Source organism: uncultured Flavobacterium sp., assembly GCF_963925185.1.
In the GTDB taxonomy this organism is placed as follows: domain Bacteria; phylum Bacteroidota; class Bacteroidia; order Flavobacteriales; family Flavobacteriaceae; genus Flavobacterium.
The window spans coordinates 38512-51530 of record NZ_CAWURC010000001.1; the positions used below are offsets into that span (position 1 = coordinate 38512).

14 protein-coding genes are annotated in these 13019 nt (G+C 34.3%); 2 read left to right on the forward strand and 12 right to left on the reverse strand.

The genetic code is table 11. The features are described from left to right. Window positions 1-18: 18 nt before the first annotated feature. The 3 genes from AABM59_RS00165 to AABM59_RS00175 form a co-directional block, all read right to left on the reverse strand. Entirely contained in the window at window positions 19-324 is a 306-nt protein-coding gene (locus tag AABM59_RS00165; RefSeq protein ID WP_338406954.1) for a hypothetical protein, read from the reverse strand. Window positions 325-590: 266 nt separating this feature from the next. Further along, window positions 591-1610 carry a glycosyltransferase family 9 protein gene (locus AABM59_RS00170; protein WP_338407081.1) on the reverse strand — a complete coding sequence of 340 codons (1020 nt, stop codon included), beginning with the start codon at window positions 1608-1610 and terminating at the stop codon, window positions 591-593. A 58-nt stretch (window positions 1611-1668) separates the two neighbouring features. Next, window positions 1669-2274 (reverse strand): DUF4254 domain-containing protein, encoded by a 606-nt coding sequence (locus AABM59_RS00175; RefSeq protein WP_338406955.1) that lies wholly within the window; start codon window positions 2272-2274, stop codon window positions 1669-1671. An 85-nt stretch (window positions 2275-2359) separates the two neighbouring features. Here AABM59_RS00175 and upp point away from each other — a divergent pair, with 85 nt between their 5' ends. Next, window positions 2360-3013 carry a uracil phosphoribosyltransferase gene (upp, locus tag AABM59_RS00180; RefSeq protein WP_338406956.1) on the forward strand — a complete coding sequence of 218 codons (654 nt, stop codon included), beginning with the start codon at window positions 2360-2362 and terminating at the stop codon, window positions 3011-3013. On the opposite strand, the gene AABM59_RS00185 is transcribed toward upp, so the two are convergent. Continuing rightward, complete coding sequence (locus tag AABM59_RS00185; protein WP_338406957.1) at window positions 3008-3937, reverse strand: DUF6427 family protein; 930 nt, start codon at window positions 3935-3937, stop codon at window positions 3008-3010. The genes upp and AABM59_RS00185 overlap by 6 nt on opposite strands. A 135-nt stretch (window positions 3938-4072) precedes the next feature. On the opposite strand from AABM59_RS00185, the gene AABM59_RS00190 reads away from it, so the two are divergent. Further along, window positions 4073-4303: a uracil phosphoribosyltransferase gene (locus AABM59_RS00190; RefSeq protein ID WP_338406958.1), complete on the forward strand. Its 231-nt coding sequence runs from the start codon at window positions 4073-4075 to the stop codon at window positions 4301-4303. Here AABM59_RS00190 and purD read toward each other — a convergent pair. The 8 genes from purD to AABM59_RS00230 form a co-directional block, all read right to left on the reverse strand. Then, the gene (gene purD / locus AABM59_RS00195) at window positions 4295-5569 is read right to left on the reverse strand and encodes a phosphoribosylamine--glycine ligase (RefSeq protein ID WP_338406959.1); all 1275 of its coding nucleotides are present in this window, start codon (window positions 5567-5569) and stop codon (window positions 4295-4297) included. The genes AABM59_RS00190 and purD overlap by 9 nt on opposite strands. A 290-nt stretch (window positions 5570-5859) precedes the next feature. Continuing rightward, a complete protein-coding gene (locus AABM59_RS00200) occupies window positions 5860-6003 on the reverse strand; it encodes a glycosyltransferase (RefSeq protein WP_338406960.1) in 144 nt (47 codons plus the stop codon). Continuing rightward, window positions 5987-7339 (reverse strand): exopolysaccharide biosynthesis polyprenyl glycosylphosphotransferase, encoded by a 1353-nt coding sequence (locus tag AABM59_RS00205; RefSeq protein WP_338406961.1) that lies wholly within the window; start codon window positions 7337-7339, stop codon window positions 5987-5989. Before AABM59_RS00205 ends, AABM59_RS00200 begins: the two co-directional genes overlap by 17 nt. After that, window positions 7339-8322, reverse strand: coding sequence for a UDP-glucuronic acid decarboxylase family protein (locus tag AABM59_RS00210; protein WP_338406962.1), 984 nt, complete (start codon window positions 8320-8322; stop codon window positions 7339-7341). Before AABM59_RS00210 ends, AABM59_RS00205 begins: the two co-directional genes overlap by 1 nt. Before the next feature lie 67 nt (window positions 8323-8389). Further along, complete coding sequence (locus tag AABM59_RS00215) at window positions 8390-10069, reverse strand: hypothetical protein (protein WP_338406963.1); 1680 nt, start codon at window positions 10067-10069, stop codon at window positions 8390-8392. Between the two features lie 42 nt (window positions 10070-10111). Next, window positions 10112-10990 carry a carboxypeptidase-like regulatory domain-containing protein gene (locus AABM59_RS00220; RefSeq protein ID WP_338406964.1) on the reverse strand — a complete coding sequence of 293 codons (879 nt, stop codon included), beginning with the start codon at window positions 10988-10990 and terminating at the stop codon, window positions 10112-10114. Between the two features lie 7 nt (window positions 10991-10997). Then, the gene (locus AABM59_RS00225; RefSeq protein WP_338406965.1) at window positions 10998-12485 is read right to left on the reverse strand and encodes a GH3 auxin-responsive promoter family protein; all 1488 of its coding nucleotides are present in this window, start codon (window positions 12483-12485) and stop codon (window positions 10998-11000) included. Then, a complete protein-coding gene (locus tag AABM59_RS00230; protein WP_338406966.1) occupies window positions 12486-12989 on the reverse strand; it encodes a peptidase in 504 nt (167 codons plus the stop codon). Window positions 12990-13019: the final 30 nt, after the last annotated feature.

The following is a 13019-nucleotide window of genomic DNA, read 5'->3' on the forward strand; positions in this document are numbered from 1 at the left end:
TATGTCTTGAAAAATGGTTTAAGCCATAAACAGGGTGTTTTTGTGGTAGTTGTATAAAACCAAATCGTAAGGAACTAGTTTAGACGCTACTTTTTCTGAAGACGCATCAAACTTTATGTTGTTGTGTTTTCTGAATAAGTAAATTTCTTTTAAACAATTAGACAAACTCTGGTGAATTGCTGTCGTAAAAGTTGGTAATTGTTTGTCGCCTACCAATAAATCGACTTGGTAGTTAGAACTGCTTTTCGATAGATTATTCCCATTGATTTTTATGGTGAATGTAGTCAGAATTTCGTTTTGTTTTCCCTGATATTGTACTACCATACTATTTAATATTAAAATGTGATTAAAATAATTTATAGTCTCAACTTTTTTATTCGTTGAATTCTGTGTTAAAGTTAAAAAAAATTGGAAACTGATATAATAACAGTCCTTAAATTATTCGTTTTTAACCAAAATTAATTATTAAAATGGTTTCAATCGTCATTTAATATGCTGAAAATTTTGTAAAATAAAAGTAAAGCCCTTCAAAAATCGGCAAAGGAATAGTCAAACAAAATGGATTCCATTAGCCGAACAAGTTTTTGACTTTATGCTAACAGTTCTTGAATTTTAGAAACTATCTTCTCAACCGGAATCGTTCTCATTGCCCTTTCGTAACCTTCCACTTTTTTATTCCCATAAACCGAAGTAGGAATTTTTGGAAATAAATTTCTATCCGAAACCAAGGTATTCTCTATTGGCTGATTAAAAGGAGAAAAACCCGCAAAAGGATGCGTTGCTCCCCAAAGTGTAATGACTTTTATACCAAACATTGCAGCAATATGAGCATTTCCGGAATCCATAGAAAGCATCACGTCAAGATTGCTGATGACTTTCAACTCCTGTTTAAAATTTATTTTCCCTGCAATATTGACAACATTTTCTTTGTCTTTTGAAAGAGAATCTAACAACTCTATTTCTTTTTTCCCGCCACCAAAAAGAAGAATTTTATACTCCTTGTTTTTGGCCAATGTATCAATGACTTCCTGCATTAAATCCAGCGGATACACTTTCGAATCGTATTGCGCAAAAGGTGCAATCCCAATTAATTTAATCCCGGTTTTTTTCGAAATTTCACCCGTTAAACGAACGGTTTCAGGATCTAAATCTTGTTTTTGAAGAAATCCCTTCCCGATGTCTTGGGAATTCAAATCAATTGGAAATCCTAGTTGCCCGAACACGTTGGAGTGTCTTTCGAACATCGTGGGAAGTTGTTTGAAAATTTTGTTTTCAGAACGTGTCAACGCTGCTTTTTCGGCTCTGCCTTTATCAACAAATGCTGTTTTTATTCCGCCAAAAGCAAATAAAGTCCGAATAACTTTTGAACGTAAAACGTTGTGCAAATCTGCTATTTCCGTGATTCCTTTCGATTTCAAATCTTTGTATAAACGAAATAATCCCAAGAATCCCTTGTGCTCGTGATGAACTTGGGCAGAAAAGAAATCAACATTTGGAATGTTTTTAAAAAATGGCCTGAAAAAAACACGTGAAACTATCGTGATTTTTACTTCGGGATGTTGCTGTACCAAAGCCAAAATTACAGGAACCGTCATAGCGACATCTCCCATTGCGGACAGACGAATGACGGCTATATGTTTTATTGGTTTTGACAAGGTCTATTGGATATTATTTCTTGTTTTGGTACAAAACCGGATTCAAATCATCGTCGTTGTACATCTTCATCTGTTTGTACACTTTCATAAATTTATCTCCTTTTTCAATGTCATTTAGTAAATCATCTATAGCGGTTGACAAATCAGTTCTTTGTTCCAACAATACATTTAATTTTACTTGACATTTGTCTCTATGATCTTGTGAAGCTTCTGCGCGATTGGCTTCTTCGTTCATATGATAAATTTTTAAAGCTAAAATAGACAACCTGTCTAACGCCCAAGCGGGACTTTCAGAATTGATTTTAGCCTTTTCCTTTGCAATAACGTGACTGTATTTTTCGAGAAAATAACCGTCAATATATTCCACCATATCCGTTCTTTCCTGGTTGGAAGCATCAATTCTTCTTTTCAAGGTTAATGCTGCCGCTGGATCAATATTTGGATCCCGAATGATGTCTTCGAAATGCCACTGAACGGTGTCAATCCAATTTTTCAGATATAACAAATGTTCTACTTTTTCTTTTGGAAAAGGATTATTTATAGGTTGGTCCACATTATCAAATAAGTGATAATCTTGAATGCTTTGTTCGAAAACGGAATACGCTACTTTTGAAAACATATTTTTTTATATTAAAAAACAAAGATACTTTTTATACTTTTATAGTCTATTAAAAACTTAAGAAGATTAATTCAAATTTAAAACAATGCAAACACACTATTTATCAGAGGACAATAGTATTCTTAATCACTTTCTTGGTCAAATCAGGAACGTGAATGTGCAACACGACAGTATGCGTTTTCGGAGAAATATTGAGCGAATTGGCGAAGTAATGGCCTATGAATTGAGCAAAGATTTGCATTATGCGACTATCGAAATTCAAACACCTCTTGGTATTAAAAAAACCACTGAAATTGAGGATAAGCTTGTTTTATGTTCAATTCTTCGGGCTGGATTGCCTTTGCATTTAGGGTTTTTGAATTATTTTGACAGTGCCGAAAACGGTTTTGTTTCGGCTTATAGACATCACCCAAACAATGACGATTATTTTGATATTTTGGTTGAATATCAAGCTGTTCCAAATATTGAAAACAAGACTTTGCTGTTGATTGATCCGATGCTTGCCACAGGACAATCCATGGTTGCCGTTTTTAACAAATTGATGGAAAAAGGGCTTCCAAAAGAAATTCATATTGCCGTTATCATTGCCGCTCCAGAAGGAATTGACTATCTCGAAAAACATTTGCCGGATTCTTGCCATCTTTGGGTAGCTACTTTGGACGAGAAATTGAACGAGAAAAAATACATTGTTCCTGGGTTGGGCGACGCCGGCGATTTGGCTTACGGGAATAAACTATAACTGGGAAAAAAAAGCAAATAAACCGCACGCAATTAGCACGAATAAAATCATTTCCTGTTGCAATTTTGGTTGTTTCATTTCGATGTGACTGGTGACGATTATTGACAAAGGGGCGATTGTATATACCAATAAATCGTTGCTTTTATTAGACGAAACGACAAAAATCATTATTCCAATAAAAAAAAATCCAATAATTTTTTTGTAAGAGCTGTGCAGCACTTGCGGTCTATTTGATAAAGAAGCAATCATCGAAACTACAAAAAACAAAGCAATCGTTGCATAAATTGACAAGGCGCCATTTTGATAATTATTGGTAAAATAATCCATTTTGAAATTGATTGCCGCATTTGTATTTATGAATCTAACAGCATTTTTATAAAAAAGCATCGATAAAAGCATCGAAATAATCCCTGCTACAAAAAAAGCGATGAAAGGTATGACCCAATTTCTATAATCTCTGTACACGTGAAAAATTATGGAAATAAAAACCAATAGAATAAACAGAACACTCCAAAAATGAAATAATGATGCCAAAAAAATCCACAACGATGCATCAAATATTTTTTCTTTGGATGCTTTTTGAGTTTGCAATGAAATTAATCTACGAAGTGCCAACAACACAAAAAAATTAGCTATAATTAGATTCGTGTTGTTAAATAATGAAGGAAAGAAAAGTAGAAATAAAAAGTAGAAAAATATCGTATAGCCGCTGTCTTTGCTCAATCCGTTTTTCTTTGCAACAAAATTAGTCATAAAAACAGAGCCGAGTAAAATGACAAACAGTCCTGTTTTTTTTAATATTAAAAATACAGGGTTTGACCATGTCAAATCTTGAAACTGGAAAATTAAAAAGAAAACCAGTATCAAAATCACGACCAAAATTAAATTTATTGGTGTAGATTTTTTAAAAACACTTGTTATCATAAGGATATTTTATACTTTTGTGACCGTAAATATAATACTTACACAAAGATGAAACGAGGCTAGTAAAGTTAATTTCATTAAAATAAATACAATGACGAGTTACATCGAATATAATTAACAAATAAAATTAATGAGATGAGAGCATTTTTTGAAGGAATTCAATGGTTATTTGAAAATATTTTTTTTGCGTTACACGATTTTCTTAGAGCACTTGAGCTTAAAAATTGGGTTGCTGCAAATGCTGTAAATTGGGTTTTTATGGCCATTTGCGCAGTTGCTATAGTCTATTGGTGTAAACAATTGAAATTACACAAAGATAACGGAGAAGAGTATCAAGACACAACGGCTCAATCTTTTTTAAAGTAGGTCAAAGCCAATGTCTTTTCTGAAATTCATCTTATCAAAATGCAGCTTGTCTATGTTTTGGTAAGATTTTTTTATGGCCTCTTGAAAATTATTCCCGTACGATGTGACCGCCAAGACTCTTCCGCCATTGGTAACCACGTTGCCGTTATCTAATGTGGTTCCCGCATGAAAAACAATCGAATCCTGAATTTTTTCAAGCCCTGAAATGACTTTTCCTTTTTCGAAATCTTCAGGATAACCGCCTGAAACAAGCATAACTGTCGTGGCGCTTCTTTCATCAATTTCAAGTTGGAATTCGTTCAGTTTCTCATTGGCCACGGCCAAAAACAATTCCACTAAATCGGATTTCATTCTCGGAACAACCACCTCGGTTTCGGGATCGCCCATTCTCACGTTGTATTCAATTACAATTGGTTCGTTATTCACGTTGATTAATCCAATAAACACAAAACCTTTATATTCAATTCCGTCTGTTTGAAAGCCCTTAATTGTTGGTTTTACGATGCGTGTTTCGATTTTTTTCATCAAAACAGCGTCGGCATAAGGAACGGGGGAAACCGCTCCCATTCCGCCGGTATTTAATCCTGTGTCGCCTTCGCCAATGCGTTTGTAATCTTTGGCGGTTGGTAAAATTTTATAGTTTTTCCCGTCTGTCAAAACAAAGCAACTCAATTCTATTCCATCCAGAAACTCCTCGATTACCACTTTCGAACTAGCGGCACCAAATTTTTGATGCACCAACATGTTTCTTAATTCATCCTTGGCTTCCGCTAAATCGTGAATAATCAAAACGCCTTTCCCTGCTGCTAATCCATCTGCTTTTAAAACGTATGGTGATTTTAAAGTGGCTAGAAAATCGCATCCTTTTTCTACCGTTTCAGCGGTGAAACTATCGTAAGCTGCGGTTGGAATATTGTGTTTGATCAAAAATTCTTTCGCAAATTCCTTACTCCCTTCCAGTTGTGCTCCTGTTTTTGAAGGTCCAATAACCGGGATGTGTTTTAAACTTTCATTGTTTTTAAAAAAATCGAAAATTCCCTTTACCAAAGGATCTTCTGGACCCACTACCACCATTTCCACTTTTTCTTGAAGAACGAATGTTTTTAATGCGTCAAAATCTAATGGGCTAATGTCGATATTGATTGCGATCGATGCCGTACCGGCATTTCCGGGAGCTACAAAAAGCGTGTCGCAAAGAGGGCTTTGAAGCATTTTCCAAGCAAAAGCATGTTCTCTTCCTCCTGAACCTAGTAGTAAAATTGTCATTGTGTAATGGGTTGTTGTGAGGTGCAAAAATAAATTCTTTTGTGTTTAAACTTGCATTAAAAGATAAAAATTTTAATAGCTGGATTCAAGTTATAAATGCAACTTTTTGATTAAAAATATAATTAGGTGTTTCAAAATTAAACCTTTTTCTTGGTCTATTATTTAATTTTCCCTTGATTTTAGACATTGCTGTATTGTGAGCAATTCCGGTTCCGGAATTTTTTCGAGTTGAAAAATCTCAATTCTATTGTCATTAAAGGCCTTTTCTTTAATAATGGAGAAAGTATTGTCTAACAAACAATAATAATCATTTCCCAGTTTTCAAAGGTTTGGCTTTGCACGGTTTGTTTTGTTTCGGCAATTAATTTCTCTGAATTGAAAGTAGGGGTTATTATTGAGCCCAATGAATTTAACATATTAATATGCTTTTTCATCTCCTTTCAACATCTTGAAGAGGGTGTTTACGATGATTTTAATGTCCAATAAAATAGACCAGTTTTCTAAATAAAAAACATCATATTTTACTCTATTTACAATGTCTTCTTCAGTCTCGACTTCTCCCCTATATCCTTTTGTTTGAGCAAGTCCCGTAATTCCTGGTTTAACAAAATGTCGCGCCATAAAATTATTTGTCATTAGGGCATATTTATCATTGTGGCTTGTTGGGTGTGGTCTTGGTCCCACAACCGACATGTCTCCCCATAAAACATTGAAAAACTGTGGCAGCTCATCGATACTTGTTTTGCGAATAAATCGTCCTATTTTAGTTATTTTGATGTTGTTTATTAAAGCTAAGTCCTTGTTTTCTTCGTTGTTTAACTCCATAGATCGAAATTTAAAACATTTGAAAACTTTATAATTCAAACCGTTGCGTTTTTGGATAAAAAAAAGGGGGCCTTTTGAGTCTATTTTTATTATTATAGCCATAATTGGCGTAAGCCAAGACAAAACACCTAGGATGATTATTGCTGAAAAAAGTAGGTCAAAACCCCGTTTTATAATTTTATTTAAAGTCTCGTCTTGTAAAATATTTCTTGAAGGAATAACGGGTATATAATCGTAATATTCGAACTTCACATTACGAGAAAGCATTTGTTTTTCGTCTGGAATAAACTTTAGTGTCTTTAAATTATTATCCGCGAAATTAATGATTTCTCTAATTTGCTTGTCTGACAAATCGGCTGTGGCACAGTAAATTTCATCAATTTTGTTCTCTGATACAAACGAAACACAGTCTTCAATTTTTTCGGTTTTATGGTGTTCTAATGTAAAAACTTTAATTAATTTATAACCATAATCTGGGTTCTCTGTAAAAAAAGCTTTTAACGGATTTGTGTTTTTCTTGTTTCCCAATAACACTACGGTTCTGAAGTTTCTGCCAACTAAAACCCTATACCTTCTTAAAAAATAATAAATAAAAATTTTAATTGAAAGAACTAAAAACAGGGAGGCAAAAACAAATAGAACAACTCTTTTTTGATTTGCAAATTCCGAATAATACAACTCCAATGCCAGACAAAACAAGGTGAAAATAAATGTTTGTTTTAATGCACAATTTAAGATTGATATTACCTTAGTGTATCTATATACTTCATAAAAACCTAAATAAAAGGCGGTCGAAAACCAAGCAATACTTATAAAAAATGAGTAAACAATTTCGTTTGTGTGAAACGGAACTATATAAAGAGCTAATATGTTGATGATAATAAGATCAATCACATAGGAGAAAGGGCGAATATAGCCTGAATATCTTCCTGTATTAGTTTTCACTAGTTTATGTATTTAGAAAAATCTTTGTGCTCTTCTTTTAAAAGCTCCTCTGTAGATAATGATTTGAAATAGTCATAGGTAATTTTCATTCCTTCTTCTCTTGAAACTTTAGCGCTCCAACCTAGTAATTCTTTCGCTTTTGTAATATCGGGTTGTCGTTGTAAAGGATCGTTTATTGGTAACGGATGATACACTACTTTTTGAGTCGTTCCTGTGAGTTTTATAATTTCATCGGCAAAATCCTTTATGGTAATTTCGTCGGGATTACCAATGTTTACTGGATACGCATAATCAGAATGTAGTAATCTAAAAATGCCTTCCACTTGATCGTCAACATAACAAAAAGAACGTGTTTGCATACCGTCACCAAAAATTGTTAAATCTTCACCCCGAAGCGCCTGTCCAATAAAAGCCGGAATAACTCTTCCATCATTGAGTCGCATTCTAGGTCCATAGGTGTTAAAAATCCGAACAATTCTGGTTTCTACACCGTGAAAAGTATGATACGCCATCGTGATGGATTCCTGAAATCTTTTGGCTTCGTCATAAACTCCCCTAGGACCAATCGTGTTTACATTGCCATAATATTCTTCTGTTTGAGGATGAACCAATGGATCGCCATAAACCTCCGATGTAGAGGCAATAAGGATTCTGGCGTTTTTTACTCTTGCCAATCCTAAAAGATTGTGCGTTCCTAAAGAGCCTACTTTTAAAGTCTGGATGGGGATTTTTAAATAATCAATCGGGCTTGCTGGTGATGCAAAATGAAGGATATAATCTATATTTCCAGGAACATGAACGAATTTAGTAATGTCGTGATGATAAAATTCAAAATTTTCTAATTTGAATAAATGTTCAATGTTTTTTAAATCCCCCGTGATGAGATTGTCCATTCCTATAACAAAATATCCTTCTTTAATAAAACGATCGCAAAGATGAGAGCCTAAAAACCCTGCAGCTCCTGTTATTAATATTTTTTTCATATTCTCTTTTTGGTTGAATACATTAAAAAGTTCTTTTGTTCTTATAATCTCAAACTGACTGTATTTATTATACATTAAAAATTTGTTCCAATATTTTGATTGTTATCAAATACGTTGGTTTTACACCAGTTGTTCCCAATCCACCCGAAGCTAACGTGCTTCCTGTTTCCAAGGGATTATCCGAAGCGTAATAGGCATATCTTACCTTCACGTCGTGAGGAATGCTTTTCCTGATTTTTGATGCTGATTGGATGGCTTTTTGGTAATAAGAACCTTCCATTTCTAATCCGATAACTCCCCAAGTTGATTCGTGAAAGAACTTCAATAAATCTTTGTTTTGCAGTGAAGTGCCAAGAACAGTAACCATTGGGCCTTCAAAAACGGCAATGCCATTTCCTTCAAACATTGCTGCGGATAATTCATTATTAAAAAAATAATTGTCGGCTGTTCCTTCGTTGATATGGGCTGTCGGGATCATTATATCCCCTTTTCCGCCTTCCAGAATTCCCGCTTTTCCCATTATGGAAACAGATTCCACGTTGATTAAACTGTTGTTTTTCTTGAATGGTTTCAATAATTCATCGATGGTTTCATACGCTTGTTCTCCAAAAGCATAATCCATTACAATGATTACCGGGTTTTCCCCTTTTATTTTTGCCGTTGGAAATGATGATTTTGCCCACTCAATTTTTGCGGTATCAAAAATTTGAACGTCAATATTGGTTCCAGATTCATCAGGGACAGAGATCATTCCGTGCAGTTTTGCAAATTCCTCGACTTTGTCCCTAACTTCATATGCGCCAGATTTGCTCAATTCTTCATAAATAAAAAAATCTGATTTGTCTTTAAATTTGGTTTTCAAAACCGTTGTGGCAAAAACGGAGTTCATTACGCTGTGCATATTGGCGCTAATAATATGAATTGGGCGGTCTAAAAGCTTATTTTCTTTTAAAACCTCCTTGATGTTGGTTGCCCAAATTTCCCCATGAATATGGTGTCCTAGTCTTTCTCTTAAAATTGGACTAAAGGTTATTGTTCTTTTGTTGTCATCGACAATTTCTTCGATTGCTAATTTTCCCAACCAATAGATAACGTGCAAGAAACGATCTGGTGATTGTTCAGATCCAAATGCATCGTAAATATCCAAAACTTCTATAAATGTTCTGCCAAGAATGTTGGCGGCATGTGAAACCGCTTTCTCTTTTTCAATTTGTGTAAGCTTTTTCTTTTGAAAAACCGCTTGTTGCAACTTTGACCAATCACGTGAAACTTCGCCTCCATCATCAAGCAAAACCCTATTTTTTATCTTATGTGATTCGATAAAAATAAACGTTAAATGCGTTAAAATATCATAAATATCGGAACGTCCACGGGTAATCTCGACATTCATTTGTTCTTCGTCAATACGGTAACAATTTCTTCTTCTTTTGGGAGGAACAATTGCTTGAAAATGTGACTTCGAATACCCTTCATCTGAGGTTAGGTTAATAAATCGACATTCCTCAATCCCCACCGGAAGACGTTCGATAACGTATAACAGTCCACTTAATTCTACTTTTTCTTCGCCAATATTTCCATAAATTTCAGGTCGCAAAGAAAGCAATGCTTCGCGCAAAGTTTCGCCCGAAACGCCCATTGGTTTATAGAACCCGCGGTTAAACAAATGGCGCATTGTGATGTACATTTTTTCAATTGCCGCAGAAGATTCTTGAGCTCTGGATCTTGATATATTTTTAATTTCTTTCATTGCTTTTTATTTTGTAACCTGCAAATGTATGGTTTTTATGGGTTAGTTGGTTAAAATAAGATTTATTACCGGTTCGTTTATCATCATTTTATCTGGAGAATCGCTATTGTTCTCTTTTGTTTTTCTATTCCACTTTCCTCCTGAAAAAGTGTATAAAAACTCTCTTTCCACATAATTATACAAAACGAAGGGAAAGTACGTCCTTTGTGTTTGGGTAATGTTTGTGTTTAAATCTGTAATGGTTTTCTCTGTTTTATTCTTTTCTATCATTAATTTTTCAAAACCAACAAAAATTCCTTTTTCGGGCATTGTTAAATTAAATTCGGTTAAATCAAATCGGTTTGTTATTGTCCCTTTTTTTACCATGACAACAAAATCTTTGTCAAGAAATTCTTCTCCAGGAAAACCATTAGAATCAACAGTATAAAAATGAATTTTAATGATGGCGTTTTCTATTCTACTATCGGTATAAATGGAAACTTGTTTCAAGTATTTTGTCCTTTTATACGCAGGAAAATAGGGGAAAAATTTAGTGTCAATCCTTGGTCCGTTGTCAAATGACTGAAAAATTTCGCTGTTTGTTTTGCCTATTTCTACTTCTTTAGTTCCAATGCTTTTTGAAATAACAACCTCGTCTAAGGAGTAAGCGATTGGTATTAAATTAACTTCCGAAACCCCTGAAGCTTTAATTATTTTTTTTTCGTATCCTAAAGTTGAGAAAATTAATTTTTTGTTTTTGGGATGGGAATTAATCAAAAACATTCCGTTTTCTTCTGAGGTTGATCCAATATTTTCGTTTTCAACCCAAATGTTTACATAGGGTATTGGTTTTCCAGTAAGGCTGTCTTTTACAACTCCTTTTATTTGGGCCATTAGAGAAAAACCGGCAAAAAACAAGATTAAAAATATTTTTTCTTTCATCTTTTTGCTATTTTATCGGTAACAAATCGACAATCTTTCTATCATTGCTCAGTCTCGGAATCTTGTTTTGTCCCCCAAGTTTTCCAATGGATTTCATATAGTCTTGAAAACCATTTTTAACAACTTTAGTAATAACAACTTTTCTTAAAACATTACCCACAATCAAATCATCGTAATACATGTTCTGTTTACGCATCGCGTTGTCTAAAGCTTCTTCAAAAGTATTTGGGTTTTCGGGTTCATTTTCAAATTCTATAAACCACTCGTGGTAAGGCAAGCCTTTGTTTGGTGTAATTTGAGGCGCTACAGTAAATTCGTTGATGCGAATCGTTGTTCCAATCATAACTTCTTGCAAGGCGGTTTCAACTTCTTTACCAATCACATGTTCGCCAAAGGCTGAAATATAATGCTTGATTCTTCCTGACACAATTATTCGATACGGCTTCAAACTTGTAAACTGAACCGTATCCCCAATATTGTATCCCCAAAGCCCCGCGTTGGTTGAAATTATCAACACATAATTAAGGCCCAATTCGACTTCGCCAATGGTGTGTCGTTTTGGGTTTTCTTTATAAAACTCCTCACTTTTGATAAATTCATAAAAGATTCCTGAATTCAACAAAAGCAACATTCCTTTTTCTTTTTGGGAATCTTGGTAGGCAAAAAACCCTTCCGAGGCCGGAAACAATTCGATACTGTCCACTTTTCGTCCAATAAGGTTTTCAAATTTGGCGCGGTAGGGCTCGTAATTAACCCCTCCGTAAATAAATAAATTGAACTTTTTGAAAATTTCTCCGATGGGTTTTTCTCCTTTTTGATGCAATTTTTCAAAATACATTTGCACCCAAGACGGAATTCCGGAAATCACAGTCATGTTTTGGTCAAAGGTTTCTTCGACAATCGAAATTATCTTAGTTTCCCAATCTTCAATACAGTTCGTTTCCCAAGAAGGCATTCGGTTTTTTTGGAGATATTTAGGAACAAAGTGAGCTGCAATTCCCGATAATCTTCCTAGTTTTATTCCGTTTTTCTCCTCCATTATAGGGCTTCCTTGAAGAAAAATCATTTTCCCATCTAGAAAATCAGCCTTTCCGGTTTCGTGAATATAATGCAGAATCGCATTTCTCACGGCTTCGATATGAAAAGGCATCGATTCCTTAGTAAGTGGGATGTATTTTGCTCCAGAAGTAGTTCCAGAAGTCTTGGCAAAATAAAGTGGCTTGCCTCTCCAGAGGATATTCTCCTCGCCTTTTACAACACTATCTATGTAGGGTTTTAGTTCTTCGTAATCGCGAACAGGAACGTTTTGGGTAAAATCTTCGAAGGTTTTTATTTGCGAAAAGTGATGGTCAATACCGAATGTTGTGTTTTTCGCCTGACGGATTAAATATTCAAAAACGTTGCGCTGTGTTTCTATTGGATTTACTGCCCAAAATTGGGTTTTTTGATAGATTTTTTTGGCAAAGATTTTAGCAAAAAAAGATTTTAAAGACATTTATTTTTTGTTTTTTTTATTCGCATTAGAAAGGGGGGTGTTTTCATCTTTTGCTATTTGATTTCTCAAATCCATTTCTTGTTTTGAGGGTGATAAATCAACTTTAGATGGAATTTCATCACTTGTTGCAAGAATAGAATCTTTATTAAATTTTGCATATTCCAATTCGCCTGTCAATACTTTTTGGATAGATTTGATATAAGCTTCGTTTTTCTTTAATGCATTCGACAACGAGTCGGATTTTAAGGCTAATACAGTCGCATCCTTTTTTAATTTGGATGAAGAATATCCTGGTATAAATTCCCGTAAAGGGGTGAAGGCTATTAAATAGGTCGTAAACGAAATTAATAAAATGGCGCTACTGGTTACTGTTACAAAAACATTCATTAGATTCAATTTGAAGGAAAAAAGCTCTTCAAAAGTATCCTCATTCAAAATAACCAGCCGGTTTTTTGTGAATAATTTTTTGTGGAGTTTTTTTCTTTTAAGTCTGTTATCTGGCATTTTTTGTGTTTATTTTACAAATATAATCAT